Source organism: Smaragdicoccus niigatensis DSM 44881 = NBRC 103563, from assembly GCF_000380645.1.
GTDB classification, from domain to species: Bacteria; Actinomycetota; Actinomycetes; order Mycobacteriales; family Mycobacteriaceae; genus Smaragdicoccus; species Smaragdicoccus niigatensis.
The window spans coordinates 603,466-621,464 of the sequence record NZ_AQXZ01000019.1 but is presented as its reverse complement, the minus strand read 5'-3'; the positions used below and the strand labels follow the sequence as shown (position 1 = coordinate 621,464).

Annotated in this window: 15 protein-coding genes; 8 read left to right on the top strand and 7 right to left on the bottom strand. The window is 66.1% G+C overall.

The window, feature by feature from the left end; all coding sequences use genetic code 11:
• Positions 1 to 127 precede the first annotated feature (127 nt).
• The 3 genes from F600_RS0124090 to F600_RS0124080 are packed head-to-tail and all read right to left on the bottom strand — an operon-like array spanning position 128 to position 2,911.
• Complete coding sequence (locus F600_RS0124090; RefSeq protein ID WP_018163229.1) at positions 128 to 1,867, bottom strand: NTP transferase domain-containing protein; 1,740 nt, start codon at positions 1,865 to 1,867, stop codon at positions 128 to 130.
• Positions 1,864 to 2,160, bottom strand: coding sequence for an MGMT family protein (locus tag F600_RS0124085; protein ID WP_018163228.1), 297 nt, complete (start codon positions 2,158 to 2,160; stop codon positions 1,864 to 1,866). Before F600_RS0124085 ends, F600_RS0124090 begins: the two co-directional genes overlap by 4 nt.
• Positions 2,150 to 2,911 carry an alpha/beta fold hydrolase gene (locus F600_RS0124080; protein WP_018163227.1) on the bottom strand — a complete coding sequence of 254 codons (762 nt, stop codon included), beginning with the start codon at positions 2,909 to 2,911 and terminating at the stop codon, positions 2,150 to 2,152. Before F600_RS0124080 ends, F600_RS0124085 begins: the two co-directional genes overlap by 11 nt.
• 103 nt (positions 2,912 to 3,014) lie before the next feature.
• Here F600_RS0124080 and F600_RS0124075 point away from each other — a divergent pair, with 103 nt between their 5' ends.
• Complete coding sequence (locus F600_RS0124075) at positions 3,015 to 3,317, top strand: hypothetical protein (RefSeq protein WP_018163226.1); 303 nt, start codon at positions 3,015 to 3,017, stop codon at positions 3,315 to 3,317.
• Here the strand turns inward: F600_RS0124075 and F600_RS0124070 are convergent.
• Positions 3,314 to 3,736: a hypothetical protein gene (locus F600_RS0124070; protein ID WP_018163225.1), complete on the bottom strand. Its 423-nt coding sequence runs from the start codon at positions 3,734 to 3,736 to the stop codon at positions 3,314 to 3,316. The genes F600_RS0124075 and F600_RS0124070 overlap by 4 nt on opposite strands.
• A 21-nt stretch (positions 3,737 to 3,757) precedes the next feature.
• Here F600_RS0124070 and F600_RS32500 point away from each other — a divergent pair, with 21 nt between their 5' ends.
• The 4 genes from F600_RS32500 to nudC are packed head-to-tail and all read left to right on the top strand — an operon-like array spanning position 3,758 to position 12,202.
• Complete coding sequence (locus F600_RS32500) at positions 3,758 to 7,000, top strand: ATP-dependent helicase (protein WP_040632312.1); 3,243 nt, start codon at positions 3,758 to 3,760, stop codon at positions 6,998 to 7,000.
• Positions 6,997 to 10,257 (top strand): ATP-dependent helicase, encoded by a 3,261-nt coding sequence (locus F600_RS0124060; protein ID WP_018163223.1) that lies wholly within the window; start codon positions 6,997 to 6,999, stop codon positions 10,255 to 10,257. The genes F600_RS32500 and F600_RS0124060 overlap by 4 nt, the downstream gene beginning before the upstream one ends.
• An 11-nt stretch (positions 10,258 to 10,268) precedes the next feature.
• The gene (locus F600_RS0124055) at positions 10,269 to 11,333 is read left to right on the top strand and encodes a potassium channel family protein (RefSeq protein ID WP_018163222.1); all 1,065 of its coding nucleotides are present in this window, start codon (positions 10,269 to 10,271) and stop codon (positions 11,331 to 11,333) included.
• A gap of 2 nt (positions 11,334 to 11,335) precedes the next feature.
• Positions 11,336 to 12,202 carry an NAD(+) diphosphatase gene (gene nudC, locus F600_RS0124050; protein WP_051090902.1) on the top strand — a complete coding sequence of 289 codons (867 nt, stop codon included), beginning with the start codon at positions 11,336 to 11,338 and terminating at the stop codon, positions 12,200 to 12,202.
• 9 nt (positions 12,203 to 12,211) lie between these two features.
• On the opposite strand, the gene F600_RS0124045 is transcribed toward nudC, so the two are convergent.
• Positions 12,212 to 12,439: a mycoredoxin gene (locus F600_RS0124045; protein ID WP_040632584.1), complete on the bottom strand. Its 228-nt coding sequence runs from the start codon at positions 12,437 to 12,439 to the stop codon at positions 12,212 to 12,214.
• Positions 12,440 to 12,577: 138 nt separating this feature from the next.
• Here F600_RS0124045 and F600_RS0124040 point away from each other — a divergent pair, with 138 nt between their 5' ends.
• From F600_RS0124040 to F600_RS31400, 3 genes are all read left to right on the top strand, one after another.
• A complete protein-coding gene (locus tag F600_RS0124040; protein WP_018163219.1) occupies positions 12,578 to 14,692 on the top strand; it encodes an ATP-dependent DNA helicase UvrD2 in 2,115 nt (704 codons plus the stop codon).
• A 33-nt stretch (positions 14,693 to 14,725) separates the two neighbouring features.
• On the top strand, positions 14,726 to 15,250 hold the full coding sequence (locus F600_RS0124035; RefSeq protein ID WP_018163218.1) for a hypothetical protein: 525 nt from the start codon (positions 14,726 to 14,728) through the stop codon (positions 15,248 to 15,250).
• Between the two features lie 337 nt (positions 15,251 to 15,587).
• Entirely contained in the window at positions 15,588 to 15,845 is a 258-nt protein-coding gene (locus F600_RS31400) for a WhiB family transcriptional regulator (protein WP_081629010.1), read from the top strand.
• An 87-nt stretch (positions 15,846 to 15,932) separates the two neighbouring features.
• Here F600_RS31400 and F600_RS30885 read toward each other — a convergent pair whose 3' ends face one another.
• Together F600_RS30885 and F600_RS0124025 are read right to left on the bottom strand one after the other, a co-directional pair.
• A complete protein-coding gene (locus tag F600_RS30885) occupies positions 15,933 to 16,685 on the bottom strand; it encodes an HD domain-containing protein (protein WP_018163217.1) in 753 nt (250 codons plus the stop codon).
• A complete protein-coding gene (locus F600_RS0124025; protein WP_026306896.1) occupies positions 16,682 to 17,998 on the bottom strand; it encodes an ABC1 kinase family protein in 1,317 nt (438 codons plus the stop codon). Before F600_RS0124025 ends, F600_RS30885 begins: the two co-directional genes overlap by 4 nt.
• Position 17,999: the final 1 nt, after the last annotated feature.

Genomic DNA, 17,999 nt, shown 5'->3' with positions numbered 1-17,999 from the left:
AAACGTCGTTGCCGGGCTTGCCGCGGTGACCTGTGGGGATGCACCTTGCGGGCCCCGTCGGTGCTGCTTCGAGCGTGTTTCACCGCGTGTTTGCATACAGCGGCGTAGTGAGGATTTATTGCGCCGTTTACATTTCTCCGGACGGTATGCGGACCACTTCGACGAGATCGTCGGCGCTCGTTCCGGGTGGAATCACCAGTAGACCGGACTGTCCGGTGAGCGCCGCGAGGTGTGCGGTTTGGAACCTCGGATGGTGTGCGAGCCATCGTCCCGATCCGTCCGGATTGCCGGGGATCACGCGCGTGCTGTCGGCCGCGACCTCCTCGGCGTTGGCCAGACGAACGTACTCTCTCGGCGTCGTCGTGAGGGCGGTCAGTGCCGCCGCGATTCCGGGGATCTGCATCCCTGCGGTCGCGATCGCCGCGAACGGATTTCCGGGCAGGCCGACAACGACGCGGCCGTCCCGAAGGCACGCCACGATCTGCGAACCACCCGGACGTGTCTGTACCCGCTGGACGAGAAGATCTGCACCGGCTCGTTCGAGCGCGGTCCGCAACTGGTCGGCGGCGCCATGGCCGGTCGCGCCGATGACGACGATGAGTTCCGCGTCGGTTTCGGCAAGTACCGCGTCGAATCCGCTCGCCGTGTCCCGCAAGTGCGCTTCGGATTTTGTCTGCACGCCGAACCAACGCAGGAAGTTCGGCAGGATCGGTCCGATCGAGTCGCGCGTCTGGCCTTCGCGCAATGGGCCCTCGCGCCGGATCTCGTCGCCCGTCACGACGACATGAGCGCGAACCGGACCTCGGACAACGAGTTCGGCGACCTCGGCGCTCGCGGCCACCGAGATGACGGCGGGAGACACCACGGTTCCGGCCGGGACGAGCACATCGCCGGGCTGCCACGATTCGCCCGCCTGCCGGCGATCGTCGCGCACCGGAGTGCCCTCGGTTCGAGTGACGACGTCGTCCCGGACGGTCGCGAACTCGTCACGCAGGACGCTCGTGGCTCCGGGCGGCAAGTGCGCGCCAGTGGCGATGCGGACGGCCTCGCCGTCGTCGAGACGGTCGGGACGGACACCGCCCGCGTACCCGACGTCGGACCGTAGTCGCCACGGACCGTCACCGGAGACCGCGTACCCGTCCATCGCCGAGAGATCGAAGCGCGGAAGCGGTGAAGCCGCGACCAGTGGTTCCGCCAAGGTCGAGCCCAGTGCTTGATGTGCGGGAACCTGGCGGGGTGTGAGCGGGCGAAGTGCTGTCTCGATTGTCTCGCGGGCTTCCTCGATCGACAGCGAACGAGTGCTCGCGCGGCGGGCGGCGGTGACGTCGGCGGGGGTGTCACAGTCGTTGACGTCGGCGAGCGGCACGGTGGTCAGGTGGGCGGGAACGAGTCGCTTCATCGGCTGGTTTTCGAGCGAGCCGATGCGGTGGAGCTGCTCGCGGAGCGCGGCCGTGCGCCACGCGGCTGCAAGGTACTGCGGGTTGCCGTCGGGGTCGGACGCGAATGCGGCGTCCGCGTTCTGACAGGCATCGACCAATTCCTGTACTGACGTGCGGGAGATGAACGGCAGGTCGGCAGCGAGCACCACCACGAACTCCGAGCCCGCGGGCAGGGCGGCGAGACCAGCGGCGATGCCCGAAACCGGTCCCGATCCGGCAGGCGATTCCTGCACTTGAACGATGCCGGCCGGCAGGTCGCGTTGCGGCCCGACCACGACGACCGTCGCGCACTCGGACACCACGTCGATCGCGGTCGCCAGCATCGAGCGACCACCGACGATGAGGCCGGGCTTGTCGACGCCGCCCATTCGAGTCGCGCGGCCGCCCGCGAGGATGATCGCGTCGGCGCGGCGCAACGGTGGCGTCATGGGGTGAGCGTAGCGCGGGCCGATTTCATGTCCACGCGGCCGTCGCGGACGGGAACGCCCTCGTGGCGCAAGAGTTCGAGTTGCTTCGCGGCGATATGCGGCGCGGGAGTCCCGTCCGCCCGGACGACCCGGTGCCACGGCAGGTCGGAGCTGTCGTGCTTCATGATCCAGGCGCTGATCCGCGGACTCGGCAGATGCGCCGCCTCGGCGAGGTCGCCGTACGTGGTCACTGCGCCTTCGGGAACCGATCGGACGAGTTCGCGGACGCGCTCGATCTGCTCGTCAGTGGGCACTCGCAACCTTCCGGATGAGCTCTGCGACTTCGGCTGGGCGGGCCTGGGCGACCATGTGATCGCAGTCCCATTCCCGCAGGTCGAAGTCGTTTCCGAGCCTTTCGTGCAATCCGTCGATCAGCGCCGATGTGACATACGGCGGCTTGACCTTCAGTGCGCGCACAACCGCCGTGGGGCAGCTGGGCAGCACCAACGGACGCGCCAGCTCGCCGTAGAACGCAGCCACCGCCGGAATGCACATGCGCCAGCCCACGCGTCCGTTATCGGTCGGGATGAGGTGTTCGGCGACCTCCGCGTCGAGCAGTTGGCTCGGCACCTCGCCCCAGCTGCCGTTCGTCTTGTCGAGGCGGGCTTCCGTCTCGTCCGCGTAGTCCGGGCTCTTGAGCGTCCCCGTGACGTGCTCGAGGATCATTTCCGGGCGGAGCCCGATCGCCGGATCAAGAAGTACCAGGGCCTTCACCAACTCCGGGTGTGCGTGCGCGAGGTGCAACGAAACCGCGCCGCCGAACGAGTGGCCCACGACGATCACGGGCTCATCGATCAGCTCGACGAGGTCACCCGCCACATCCTCGAGGCGCCACGGCGGTGTCCACGGCGAGCGCCCGTGGCCGCGGAGGTCCGGGGCGATGACATGAAACTCCGCGAGGTGGTTCGTCGCGAGATCTTCCCACCGGCGACCGTGGCCGGTCAGTCCGTGGAGCGCGAGGATCGTGGGGTTGTCGGGGTTCCCGAATCGGTGAACGTTCAACACAGATTCAGTGTGGCAGTAACTTTCCCGTCGCTGCGATCGTCCGACGTGAACTGCCTAAACTGGGATTCGGCGGCGTTGGCTGCGGCACGAGGAGGGTCTGACCATGGCAAACGAACAATGGCGAGAGATCAGCGACGACTTGAAGCGGACCGTCGACGAAGTCCGGCGTGCAGCCAAGCCGGTGTGGGAACAGATGAAGCCAAGGGTGGCCGAGGGATCGGATTTCGCCGCTTCCGTCGCCGCCGACCTCAAGTCACGCGCACAGGCGAAGTCTTCCGAGGTCGAGTCCAAGGCGGATGACACCGCGGCGAAGATCGCGCGTTTCGGCCTGGACGTTGGCGGGTTGCTCGCTGATGCGGTCGGCAAGGGCGCCGACTGGGTGGGTCGAAAGAGCCGCGAGCCTTAAGGCGTCAGTTGCGTCCGTAGTGCCCGGTCGGCCTCGCCACCGATCGGCGCGTCCAGGGAGTCGATGAATACGGCGGCGATGACCAACGGGTTAGCCGCGGCCGTCGCGCGCCACGCGGCGAGGTTCGGGTGCTCGATGTCGGTAGCGGCTTCTGCGGGTGCGAGGTTCGCGATCGCCGCCGCAAGCTGCTCAGGGCTCAGCGGGTACTCGCGATCACCCGACGAATGTCCCACGATTTCCGCGAGGACGACGGCCGGCAGGACGTGGATACCGCGCAACTCATTGATATACGGAAAGACCCATTCGCCCTGGTCACGGTAGCCGACGGCATAGGTGAGCGGGTCTCGCCAACCCGGAATCGCCGCGCTGCGCGCGAGCCGAATCGCCTTCAGGCCAGCCGCCGTCGTCCAGTCGTTCATGCGTCCATCTAACCGTCCCGGATGAGCGACTTGTCGCACCCCCGTGTTGGGATAGCCACTGTGGGTAACGCACCGTCGGTCAGTCTCGTTCGACCTCAACTTGTGGAGGCCCCGCCTCGCGAGTGGGGTCCGGCTGTGCGGGCGCTGTTTGCCGATCACGAGGTGCGGCCGGGCTGGCGGCCATGGCAGGTTCTCGGCGGTCCGGGAACGGGGAAGACTGCTCTGATCGCCGATCTCGCGGTGCACCGACTCGCGACCGGAGCGGACTCGGAGTCAGTCCTGGTCCTGACGGCGAACAAGCGTGCGGCGCGGACTCTGCGCGACGACATTGCCGAGCGATTCCTCGCCGGTCGTCGGGATGGATTCGGCGCGACGCGAGAACCCCTGGTCCGGACGATTCACTCCTACGCGTTCGCGATTCTCCGACTACAGGCGAGCGTGCACGGGAACCCACCCCCTCGGCTCCTCACCGGTGCCGAACATGACGCGGTCATCCGCGAGATGCTTCTCGGCGAACTCGAGGACGACGACGGGGCCCAGTGGCCCCAACACCTCAGGGGTGCGCTGAACACGTATGCGTTCGCGGCGACGCTGCGAGATCTTCTCGCACGTGCCAAGGAGCGCGGTGTCGGGCCCGAACTGCTGGTCAAGCTCGGCAAAAAGTTCAACCGTCCGGAATGGACGGCTGCGGGCAAGTTCTCGCTGCGCTATGAACAGGCCATGCTGCTGCGGTGGTCGGTGGGCATGGCCGTTCCGGAGGCATCGGCACCGGCACTTGACGCGGCGGAGTTGGTCGGGGCCGCGTTATCTGCCCTGCTCAACGACGATGAATTGCTTCGTCGCGAGCAATCGCGCGTGCGCTACCTCTACATCGACGACGCACAGCATCTCGACCCGCAGGCGGCGGAGCTGATCGAGACGGTCGGCGCGGGCACTCGTATGACAGTCGTTGCCGGAGATCCCGACCAGGCGGTCTACGGGTTCCGCGGTGCTGACGCACGCTTTCTCAGCTCGCTCGGTGGCGAGGACCGCGCTCGACGCATCGTGCTGACTCAGTCATTCCGGGCCAATGAAGCAATCACCGAGACCCTCACCTCGATCGCATCCCGCTTTCCGGGGCCGGCGCGCGTGTCGCTCGAACCGCTTTCGACGGACGCCGGTGTCGTGCGGTTCGGCGTTCTGCCCAGCCCCGCGCAGGAAGCCGCGTACGTGGCCGATGTGCTGCGTCGTGAGCGGACCACGCGACAGACCGACTGGCGGGACATGGCGGTCATCGTTCGTTCAGTCCCGCGTTCGGCGATCACCTTGCGCCGGGCTTTGTCTGCGGCTGGAATTCCCGTCCGGACACACGCGGCCGATCTCCCGCTTCCGCGGCAGCGCGCGGTGTCGGCCATTCTCGGGGTTCTTCGGGCCATCGGCGAGCCCAATCGGATCACGGCCGATGATGCGATCGAGCTGGTCAGCGGACCGATCGGCGCTGCCGACGCAGTCGCGCTTCGCCGCCTGCGCCGAGGTCTGCGTCGAGCCGATCGGAAGCAGCACGATTCGGGCGAACTCCTTCGTGTCGCCGTGCTCGGTCACGCCGATGAGCTGATCGCCGAGCTGACTGACAATGAAGCGGTTCCGTTGCGTCGTGTGCAGAAGGTGCTCGCCGCCGGTCACGCCGCGCTGGCCGCAGAGGGTGGCATCGAACCGGTGTTGTGGGCGGTGTGGCGCGCCTGCGGGCTGGAATCAGGGTGGGTCCGGGCGAGTATTCGCCAGGGTGTCGTCGCCGATCAGGCGAACCGCGACCTCGATGCGATGGTCGCGCTCTTCGACGAGGCCGCCGCCTACACCGACCGACTCCTGCGGCCGACGCTGTCCGGGTTCGTCGGATTCATTACGGCGCAAGAGGTTCCGGCGAGTCCCAAAGACCCAGCCGTCGTTCCCGACGCTGTGACGTTGATCAGCGCGCATGCGGCCGGCGGCCGGGAATGGGACGTGGTCGCGGTTGCGGGTGTCGAGGAAGGGGTGTGGCCGAACCTTCAAGTTCGAGGCAGTCTGCTGCACACCCCCGAGATGCTCGATCTTCTCGACGGGACGGGCGACGGTTCCGGAACCCTCTCGCGCATGGCTCCGGTGCTCGCGGAGGAACGACGACTGTTCTATTCGGCGTGCTCACGGGCCCGCCGAACCCTGGTGGTGACCGCGTCGGAGTCCGCGGACCAGGAGACGATGCGCTCCCGCTTTCTCGCAGAACTGCTTCCTGATGACGTCGATCCGATGCGGTTCGGAAGTCGCGCGGAGCGGTCGTTGCAGGGACCCGCGCTCGTTGGGCAATTACGCCGAGTGGTGTGCGATCCGGCGACCGATCCCGAGCGGCGGGAGCAGGCGGCCCGACACCTCGCCCGCCTCGCGGCTGCTGGTGCCCCCGGCGCCCATCCCGACGAGTGGTTCGGGCTCGCGAACGTCAGCACGCACGATCCGCTCGGCGACAGCAGCAAGCCGATCGCGCTGTCGCCCTCTGCGGTCGAGCAGCTCATCGAGTGCCCGCTGCGGTGGGTGCTGCAGCGCGTCGGTGGAGACAAGCAGGGCGCGACTGCGGCGACTACCGGAACCATGGTGCACACGCTGGTACAGGCGCTCGCCGAGCATCAGTCGCCCGATGAAGCCCGGCGATGCTTGGAAAGTGCCTGGTCAGAGCTCGACATGGGGGCAGGTTGGTATTCGCGCGCGGAACTGACGCGCACCGCGAAGATGCTCGAGAACTTCGCAGCCTGGCATCAGGTGACGCGCACTGACCTGACACTGGTGGCCGTTGAAGAGCCGGTGAAATGCGAGATCGGACGGGAGGAGCACGATGATCCCGACGTTCTCATCACGGGTCGCGTCGACCGTCTCGAGAAAGACCCGCTGGGCCGCCTCGTCGTCGTCGACATCAAGACCGGGAAGAACCCGGTGTCCAACGACGAGGCCAAGTCGCATGCACAGCTGGCGACGTATCAGCTGGCGATCGCCGCAGGCGGGATCGAGGGTGGCCCGCAGGAGCCCGGCGGGGCGCGGCTCGTCTATGTCAGCAATTCGCACAATAAGGACGGCGCCACCCAGCGTGAGCAGCCGGCGCTCGATGAATCCGCAGCTGCGGAATGGCGCATCACCGTGCGCGAAGCGGCGAAGTCGACCCTGGGACCGACGTTCCGTGCGGTTATCAGCGACAAGTGTCGACACTGCCCGGTACAGAATTCGTGCCCGGCTCAAGACTGCGGACGGCAGGTGGGCCAGTGAGCGTGGGAAGAACACAGAGCGCACAGTTCTCCCCGTCGGTCATCGCGCAGGCGCTCAACCTGCCCGGACCGACGCCCGAACAGGCTGCGGTCATCGAAGCTCCGCCGTCGCCGACGCTCGTCATTGCTGGCGCCGGTGCTGGAAAGACGGAGACGATGGCGGCCCGCGTGGTCTGGATGGTGGCCAACGGCTACACCAACCCGGACGAGATCCTGGGCCTCACCTTCACCCGGAAGGCTGCTCAGCAGCTGACCCAGCGCATCCGCAAGCGGCTGCATCGGCTCGCCGGATCGGACCTCCTGCGGACCAACCCAGACCTCGTCGAGCGGTTGAATTCCGCTGAGCCCGAAGTGAGTACGTACCACTCGTACGCCGGACGGCTGGTTTCCGAATACGGACTTCTGCTGCCAGTGGAGCCGTCGTCGAAGCTGCTCTCGGAGACTCAACTCTGGCAGCGAGCCCACCACGTCGTGCAAACCTGGGACGGCGAACTCGACACTCCGAAGGTCCCGTCGTCGATCACCGCGGCTGTCCTGGCGCTTTACGGTCAGCTGTCCGAACATCTCGTGACCGCCGATGACCTGCGCAAAGCATGCAACGACCTGTCATACCTGGTCGCGGTCCTTCCGGGCGGACGTGGCGGGGCCCCCGTTGCCGAGATCCGCAACCTCGTGGCCACCCAGGAGGAACGCGTCGCACTGCTCCCGCTCGTCGATCGACTTGCGCAGAGCCTCAAAGCGCGCGGCGAGATGGACTTCGGCAGTGTCATGTCGCTCGCGGCGCGGCTCGCGGCCGATCATGCCGAGGTGGGCAAGGCGCAGCGGGAACGGTTCCGCCTGATTCTGCTCGACGAGTATCAAGACACCGGGCACTCACAGCGGATTCTCTTGGCGTCGCTGTTCGGTGGACGACCGGGTGGCGGAATGGCCGTAACCGCAGTCGGCGACCCGATGCAATCCATCTATGGCTGGCGCGGGGCGTCGGCGGCGAACCTTCCCCGATTCGCCGACGACTTCCCAGATTCCCGCGGACGTCCGGCGTCGATATTGCCACTGACAACCAGTTGGCGTAATCCGATCGAAGCTCTCGCTTTGGCAAACGAGGTCACAGATCCGCTACGTGATCGCGGGGTTCCGGTCCCGAAGCTGAACGCTCGACCCGACCCGCAGGTCGGCGACGTTCGCATCGCTCTGACGGAAACCGTTGCCGGCGAACGAGAGTGGATCGCGGAACAGATCGCGGGGGAGTACGAAGCCGCGCGGGTAGCAGACCGCGAGCTCCCAACTGCGGCGGTGCTCGTCCGCCGGAACGCGGATTCGGCTCCACTCGCCGAAGCTCTTCGCGCGAAGGGACTGCCCGTCGAGATCGTTGGCCTCGGCGGTCTGATTCACACGCCTGAGGTCGCCGACCTCATCGCCTGGCTGCGCCTCATCGCCGACCCGACGTTTGGTCCGGCGTCCTTGCGCCTGCTCACGGGTGCACGATGGCGCCTCGGTCTCCGGGACGTCGCCGAACTGTGGAAGCGCGCAAAGGAACTGGCGCCACCGCCGAAGCGCGACAAGGCCGGATTGACGCTCGAAGAGTCGGTGCGCGCTGATCTTCCCCAGGACGAGGCGGAAACGGCGTGCCTGCTGGATGCCGTCGCCGACCCTGGTGATGCGAGTCGATATTCGGCCGCGGGTTGGAACCGGCTGAAATCGTTCAATCGGCTCCTCGGCAATCTCCGGGACAAGGTTGGCCTGCCGCTGCCCGAACTCGTTGCCGAGGCTGAGCGCCTCACCGGAATCGCCGTCGAGATGGCCTTTGCCCAGCCAGGGCTGCAGTCCCGTGCGAACCTCGACGCCTTTGCCGATGTCGTCGCGAGCTATTGGCGGGATTCCGGCGCGACCCTGGGCGGACTGCTCGACTTCCTCGACGCCGCAGATGCGATTGAGGACGGGCTGCCGCCCGGCGAGGTCGACGTCTCGCCCAACCGGGTCCAGATCCTCACGGTTCACGCGGCAAAGGGCCTCGAATGGGAGGTCGTTGCCGTTCCGCACGTGGTCTCCGAGGTTTTTCCGTCGACGCGGTCGACGGGCACCTGGATGACGATTCCCGGCGAACTGCCGCCGGCGCTGCGTGGCGACCGCGCGATCCCCGGCGAGACGGCCGAGGGCGTCCCGGTTCTCGACACCGACAAGGTCAACGACCAGAAGCAGCTCAAGGCGTCGATCGACCAGCACAAGAAGGCGCTGGCGTCCCGCCGTGCGGATGAGGATCGACGACTTTTCTACGTGGCTCTCACCCGGACCGAACGCGCGCTGTTCGTATCCGGGCACCACTGGGCCGAGAAGGGGGCCAAGCCGAAGGGTCCGTCCGAGTTCCTGGAAAAGCTTCACGCGGTTGTCACCGACGAGCCGAGCATCGCGCGCGTCAGCTGTTGGGCCGATCCGCCGGCGCTGGGCGAGGAAAACCCGATGATCGCGACCCCAATCGAGGCGATGTTCCCGGTCGATCCGCTGGGACTTCGCCGCGCCGATGTCGAGGCCGGCGCGGTGGCCGTCCGCGCCGCAATGAGGCGCACTGATGACCCGGAACCGGACGAGTGGTCCGCCGACGTCGACGCCGTCCTCGCGGACCTGCGGCGGGATGCGAACGTCCTCGAAGCGCCACTGCCGCGCCAACTTTCGGTCAGTCAGCTGGTTTCGCTGCACAGCGATCCGGTGGCGATGGCAGCGCGTCTGGTCCGCCCGGTGCCACTTCGCCCGAACCCGCTGGCCCGTCGCGGCACCGCGTTCCACGCGTGGATCGAGCGGCGCTTCGGGGCAACGCGCTTGCTCGATGTCGACGAACTGCCGGGCGCCGCCGACTCCGACGCGGCGCCGGACGACGATTTCGAGGCGCTGCAGGCGGCGTTCCTGGATTCGGCGTGGGCCGATCGCACACCCGTCGAAGTCGAGCTTCCCTTCGAGACCACCATCGGCCACACGACCGTCCGTGGGCGGATCGATGCCATCTTCGCGAACCGGGATGGCGGTTGGACAGTCGTCGACTGGAAGACCGGTGCCGAGCCGGGACCGGCCGACCTCGCGCACGTGGCGGTCCAGCTCGCGGTCTATCGAACGGCCTGGGCCCGGCTCATCGCGTCGCGGACCGGGGAGGCCGTGGATACGGTCGAAGCGCGCGTCGGCGCGGCGTTCCACTACGTGCGGAGCGGTCGGACCGTGGCGCCCGCGAGCCTGCCGAGTGTCGAAGAACTCGCCACGATGATCGGATAGGCTCAGCCGCGATGGCTCTACCGCGTCCGACGGCGGCCGACGCCGACCGTCTCAGTCACCGGCCCGGGTTCGCGCTGGTCGGCATTCTGCGCATCCCAGAACTCCAGTCCAGCCCACTGCGGGCGATCGTTCGACGAATCAGCATCGGCATGCTCGCGCTGATTGCGGCCGCGACGATCGTCTACCTCGGGCGCGCTGGCTACAAAGACAACAACGGCGACGAACTGTCGTACCTCGATGCGCTGTACTACGCGACGGTGTCGCTATCGACGACCGGATATGGCGACATCACGCCCGTGAGCGCCTCCGCGCGACTCATCAATATCCTCGTCATCACGCCGCTGCGCATCCTCTTCCTCATCGTCCTCGTCGGAACCACGCTCGCCCTGCTCACGGAGCGCTCGCGGCAGGCTTTCAAGATTCAGCAATGGAGGCGCAAGGTGCGCAATCACACCGTGGTCATCGGATTCGGCACCAAGGGCCGAACCGCGGTGAACGCGATGATGAGCGACGACGTTCCCGCGGACGAGATCGTCGTCGTCGACACCGATGCAGCTGCTCTCGAGGCCGCGGCGGGACTGGGGCTGGTGACGGTCCACGGGTCCGCCACGCGTTCGGAAGTCCTGCGGCTGGCCGGTGTGCCCAACGCGTCATCGATCATCGTCGCCGCCAACCGCGACGACACCGCCGTGCTCGTCACCCTTACGGCCCGGGAACTCTCGCCCCACGCGAAGATCGTCGCCGCGATCCGAGAGGCGGAGAACACCCACCTCGTCCGGCAATCCGGTGCAGACTCCGTGGTCGTTTCATCGGAAACCGCTGGACGGCTGCTCGGCATTGCGACGACCACACCGCGCGTCGTCGAGATGATCGAGGACCTGCTGACCCCGGAGGCCGGTTTCGCTGTTGCCGAGCGCGAGGTCGAGCGTGAAGAGGTCGGAGGATCGCCGCGACACCTTCGCGACATCGTCTTGGGCGTCGTTCGCGCTGGACAGTTGGTGCGTGTCGGTGAAGCCGAAGTGGATGCGCTCGAGGCCGGCGACAAACTGCTCTACATCCGACGAGTACACGGGTGACCATGACGAACCGATTTGAACGTGCCGAGCATCTGCGCTCGGATCCGGCTGCGCTGCGGGCGGGCTGGACCTCAGCCAAGGTGCTTCGCTTCGGCGTTCCGGACGCCGCGATCGTCAACCAGGGATCGCTGCAGCTCGAGGACGCTGTCGTCGTCGGCGCCCAGCCGCCCGAGGAAGCGGTCTTTCTTGGGCTCTGGAACGGCGAGCACACCTGGGCTTACCGCGCGGCAAAGGCGCGGATGGGCGACGAGGCGTTGCGCATGCTTCGGCTTCTCGGTGCGGAGCTCGAATCCGATGCCCGGGCGCTGCTCTTCACGGCATTGGCCCTGCTCAACTGGCACGATGCGTCCGCATTCAGTTCGTTCGACGGCACTCCGATGCAGCGTTCCCGGGGTGGCTGGACGCGCGTGCACGCCAACGGCCGTGAGGAGTTCCCGCGCACCGATCCGGCCGTCATCTGTCTCGTCCACGATGGCGCCGACCGTGCGTTGCTCGCCCGCCGGACCGGAATTTCGGGCCCGCGGTATGCGCTGTTGGCAGGCTTTGTGGAGGCCGGCGAATCGGCCGAGGAATGTGTCGCACGCGAGATCCGCGAAGAGGTCGGGATCGACGTTTCCGACATCCAATACTTCGGCAGTCAGCCGTGGCCGTTCCCACGGTCGCTGATGCTCGGATTCACCGCGGTCGGCGACCCGCAGCAGGAACTCGAATATCGAGATGGTGAGATCGCTGAGGCGCGCTGGTTCACGCGCGATGACGTCCGTCGCGCGCGCGAACTGGGGGACTGGACGTCGGCGCAGACAGACGTTCCGCTGCTGCTTCCGGGCGGGCTATCGATCGCCCGGAAGATCATCGATCACTGGCTCTGACCAGGGCGTTCAGCGCCCGGCGAGCATCCGTTCCACCACGGCGAGCGTCGGGTTGGTCGCGGTGCGGCCATCCGGGAATTTCACCGTCGGGACGGTGTGGTTTCCGCCGTTGATACCGCGGACGAAATCGGCGGATGCGCTGTCTTCCTCGATGTCGACTTCGACGAACGGGATTCGCGCGGCCTTGAGCTGGATCTTCAGGCGACGGCAGTAACCACACCATGCGGTCGAGTACATGGTGATGGGTTCACGAACAGCTTTGTTCACGGTTTGCACGGCACTACTCACAGCTTGATTAACGCTCGGTGACCAACAACATTTCCCGCGTGTGCGCAGACTCACAGCCTAGATCGCGACTTGTCGTAGGTCGCTGCAATGATGGGCGGCATGCGTCTAGACGGCCTCGATCCAGAACAGCTCGCCGCGGTCACCGCACCGCGCGGTCCGGTCTGCGTGCTGGCCGGCGCCGGAACGGGCAAGACCCGAACGATCACGCATCGCATCGCGCATCTCGTACAGCGCGGTCATGTCGTGCCGAGCCAGGTCCTTGCGGTGACGTTCACCGCCCGTGCGGCAGGTGAGCTGCGCTCTCGCCTGCGTACGCTCGGGCTCGGTGGTGTGGCGAATCAGGTGCAGGCGCGTACCTTCCACGCTGCCGCGATGCGTCAGCTGCGGTACTTCTGGCCCAAGGTCGTCGGCGATATCGAGTGGCAGTTGCTCGACAGTAAGTTCGCGCTGGTCGGACAGTCGGCACGCCGCGTGGGGTTGCCGTCGTCCACCGACGACATTCGAGACCTCGCCGCCGAGATCGAGTGGGCGAAAGCGTCACTCATCGCCCCCGAGGACTACTACAAGGCCGTCACGCGCGAGAAGCGAAACGTCCCGGCGGAAGCCGGCAAGGTCGCTGCGGTCTACGACCAGTACGAAGAGTTCAAGCGCCGCGGTGATGTCATGCTCCTCGACTTCGATGACATGCTTCTGCATACGGCCGGCGCCCTCGAGGACAACGAGGAGATCGCCATCGAGTTTCGCGATCGGTACCGGTCGTTTGTCGTGGACGAGTTCCAGGACGTCACACCGCTTCAACAGCGAGTCCTCGATGCCTGGCTGGGTGATCGCGACGATGTGACGGTCGTCGGTGATGCCAACCAGACGATCTTCTCCTTCACGGGAGCGACGCCGAAGTTCCTGCTCAACTTCACACGCAAGTACCCGGACGCGACCCTCGTTCGACTCGAGCGCGACTATCGGTCGACACCGCAGGTCGTCTCACTGGCCAACCGAGTGATCGGTGGAGCGCGCGGCCGCATCGCGGGCACGCGCCTGCAGCTCATCGGTCAGCGGCCGCCAGGGCCCGAGCCGGTATTCACCGAGCATGCGGACGAGCATGCCGAGGCGGCCGCGGTTGCCGCGAAGATCAAGGACCTCGTCGATCAAGGGACCTCTCTGTCGGAGATTGCCGTCCTGTACCGCATCAACGCACAGTCGGAGCTGTACGAGCAGGCGCTCACCGAACTCGGGATTCCGTATCAGGTGCGCGGTGGTGAGGCGTTCTTCCACCGCGCCGAGGTGCGCCAGGCGATTACGGCCCTGCGGAACACCGCCGCACGGTCCGACCTGCCGGAAGAGGCGCGGTCAGCCGAAGGCCTCGTGAAGCTCGTCCGAGCGACGCTCGTGCCCCTCGGGTTGACCAATGCCGAACCTGAGGGAACCCAGGCACGTGAGCGATGGGCCTCGCTCAACGCGCTCGTGACCCTCACCGAGGAACTGCTGTCGCACACCCCCGACCTGAGCATCGATGCGCTGATGCAAGACATCTCGGCCCGGTCCGAGGCTCGCCACCCTCCCGTCGTCGAGGGCGTCACGTTGGCGTCGATGCACGCGGCAAAGGGGCTCGAGTGGGACGCGGTTTTCCTCATCGGTCTCTGCGACGGCACGCTTCCGATTTCGCACGTGTCCGGCGACAGCGAATCGGGACCGGACTATGAAGGTCTCGAGGAAGAGCGTCGCCTGCTGTACGTCGGTGTGACCCGAGCGCGCACCTACCTTGAGCTGTCGTGGGCGCTGGCCCGGAATCCGGGTGGCCGCCAGGGGAGACGCCGCTCGCGCTTCCTCACCGGGCTTGTTCCGGACAACCTCCCATCGGCGCGCGTCGTGTCGGACAAACAGCAGCGCAAGCGTCCGACGTGCCGGGTATGCGGAAAGCCGCTCAATGGCGCGGCGTCCGTGCTGTTGGGACGTTGCGAGGAGTGCCCGTCGGATCTCGATCTCGAATTGCTCGAGTCGCTGAAGGCCTGGCGGCTCGAGAAGTCACGCGAGCTGTCGGTTCCGGCGTTCGTGGTGTTCACCGATGCGACGCTCGTCGCGATCGCCGAACTCGCGCCTGCAGACGAGCGGGCGCTGGTGGGCATTCCAGGGATCGGTGCGAAGAAGCTCGAGCGGTTCGGCGAAGACGTGCTGACGATCGTGAAGGAAAAGAGCGCTCGATAGGGCCAAAACCGTTGTAAGCGGCGCAATCCGGACATGACCTTGATACTTTCCGAGTGCGTCCGAGCGGACGAGAAGCCCTTCGCCCTGGGAGGCGACATGCGCCACGTCGGTCTCATCATTTCGGCCATTTGCGCGCTGTGTGCGTTCAGCTTGGCAGCGTGCGGGGGCGGTGGAGGTTCGGTGACCCAGACGTCGTCCGCACGGGCGACGACCACCACGGCGACCACGCCGACGACAACCACCACGACTCAACCGCCCGCGCCGGCCCCGGCCTCTGCGGCGGCCTGTCCCTCCGGCCAGGTGTACTCCTCCTCGATGGCGCAGTGCATCAGTGCCGACGAAGGTCGAAACCAGTGCGCGGAAGGCGAGGTGTACTCGTCGAGCATGGGTGGGTGCGTTTCGAGCGCCGAGGGAACCAACCCGTGTCCGGACGGCGAGGTCTACTCGTCCGCGATGGGTGTCTGTATGCCCCAGAACGAAGGCGACAATCCCTGCCCGGACGGCGAAGTGATGTCGTCGAGCATGGGCGTCTGCATCCCAGCGCGCGAAGGACAGTAGCTCCAGAACCTGTTTCCGCAGGTAGAAAATATGTTGTGCGGAATGTCCATCGTTGCGTACCTTGGATGAAGTCACCTTTTGGATATGGAAAGGACGGTGCCCCGATCATGATTCTGCTCGCCGCTTACAAGCAGACAATCACCGCTGCCTCTGCGCAGCCCATGCGTGATCGTGGCCCGTGGCACTTTGCCGTAAATCGGCAGTGGCATAGCTGATCTGAATTCAGCACCTGGCCACTGATCATCGCGAATCGTGGCCAGGCTTTCTCTCTCGATGAGGGAAGTCGCCCGGTTCGCACCGAGTTACCAAGACTTTCCAAATCTGAAGGAGAACCCTCATGACCGCCGTGTTGACCGGCCGGCCTCCGTTGAAATTGCCCTGTCGGGAAGAGCCTGACCTCTGGTTCGCCGACACTCCTCACCTGCTCGAAGAGGCCAAGCAGCGCTGTTCCGCTTGCCCGGTTCGGCAGCGTTGTCTCGCTGAAGCGCTCAGCCGTGAGGAGCCCTGGGGCGTTTGGGGTGGAGAAATTTTCGAGCGCGGTGTGATCGTCGCTCGGAAGCGTCCGCGTGGTCGTCCACGTAAGGACTGCGCGTGACTGTGACGGCCCGTGTCACTCCGCCTGACAATGGCTGCCTGGATTTGGCTGCCTGGATTTGCCGAATCCAGGCAGCCATTTCTCGTTTCAGCGTGCGTACAAGCGCGTCGGCGACACCTGCACCATTCGATCCATCCCCGCCCTACGTAGCAATGCGAACCGGCCATCCGGCACGTCCCGCGCCTCGCGACGGATGAGTACCGGAATCGACTGGTGCACACCGGCCGCAGGGTGTTCCCGATATGCCCGCGCCAGGAGACCGCCGGGTAGGTCCCACATTCGGAGTCCGGCGAGATCCGCCATCGCTCCGGCCTGCACATAGAAGCCGATCGGATCATCGTCGACCGACAAACCGGGGCTCGCGTGCGCCACCGCCGCATCGGCCGCGAGCAGACCGCGAGTCTCGGGTTCGCCCGCTCGGGCGAACACGTCGAGCAGTAGTTCGGCTGATCGAACCGTGAAGTCCTGGCCGACGACCTCACGCATCATGCCCGAATCGTGAAGCAGGGATGTCACGTAAAGCAGTTCAGCGTCCAGATTCTGACGATCAGCCGAGCCCAGCGCACTTCCCAGCATCCACGTGCGATATCCGTGGCCCGCGATGGCCGGGCCCTGCTCGGCCGCAGCTTCGACGGCTGTCCGAGTCAGGCGAGAATCGGGCGGTGTCGTGACGTCGAACGAAGGCGGACGTCGGAATACTCGACCGGCAAGCCCGCGAACGATGTCGACATAACCTGCACGAATACCCGATCGAACAATCGTTTTCTGCGCGGCGGTGAGGCGCCCGCCCGTCTCGCATGCCCATGCATACGTGTGTGGAAGCCCCGGTCGGTCGGTCAATGTTGGTCCGCCAGACCGGGCAGCCACTGCTGCGCGATCTGCATGTACGGAGCTTCCGCGCTGAGCTGAGAGCACACGCCCACGGAGCCGGTGAGGACGCGGAAGATCATGAGGTATTCGGGCGGCATCTGCAGAGTGCGAATCGTGCGGAACTGCGCGTCGAAGTCCGACGCCGCGGTTCCGGCGGCCTTCTGCAACCACGCCCTCGTGAAGTGGAAGCGCTCGCTCTTGATCGGGTCGGTGAAGGGACGCAGGTAGTCGTCGATCTCCTCGGCGGTGATCTGCTTCCCGGGGATGACGAACTTGTGTTCGTGCAGGATGTCGATCAGCTCGTCGAATTTCTCCGCGGCGGCGAGCCGCAGCATGACGCCCAGTCCCTCCGGCAGTCCGCCGGGCAGCGGCGCGCACGCACCGAAATCGACGACGACCAGCTGCTCGGAGTTGCGCAGCATGAAATTGCCCGGATGCGGGTCGCTGTGTAGCAGCCCCACCAAGGCCGGCGACGAGAAGTGGAACGTCGCGATGAGCTCGCCGGCGAGGTTTCTCTCGTGTTGGCTGCCGCTCTTGATGATCTGCGAAAGCGGCTTTGCGTCAACCCATTCGGTCACGACAACCTTCGGCGAACTCGCCACGACGCGCGGCACCAGGAAGTTCGGATCGCCGTTGAAGATCTTCGCGAATCGACGCTGGTTGTCTGCTTCCATCCGGTAGTCGAGCTCTTCCTCGGTGCGTTCGTTGAGCTCGCTGATGATCGGCTTGACGTCGATCCCCGGGATGACGTTTGCGATGAGCCCCACGAGACGCCCGAGTGTCTTCAAATCTGCGCGAAGCGCCTCGTCTGCGCCCGGGTACTGAACTTTCACGGCGACTTCACGTCCGTCCGACCACACCGCGCGGTGGACCTGACCGATGCTCGCGGATGCGGCGGGAGTGTCATCGAAGTACGTGAAGCGTTGCCGCCACATCGTCCCAAGCTGCTGGTCGAGCATCCGATGGACGTGCTTGGCGGGCATCGGCGGGGCCTGCGCCTGCAGTTTGGTCAACGCGTCGCGGTAGGGCTCGGCCCACTTGTCGGGGACGGCAGCTTCCATGATGCTCAGTGCTTGACCGAGCTTCATGGCGCCGCCCTTGAGCTCGCCGAGCACCGTGAACAGCTGGTCAGCGGCCTTCTGGCTCAGTTGTGCCCGGATTTCCTCGCGGTCACCGCCGACCATCCGCTTGCCCAGTCCCGCGGCAGCACGCCCCGCCATCCCCAGCGGGATGCTCGCGAGCTTCGCGTTCCTCGCTGAACGACGCCGCGGGATATCTGACACG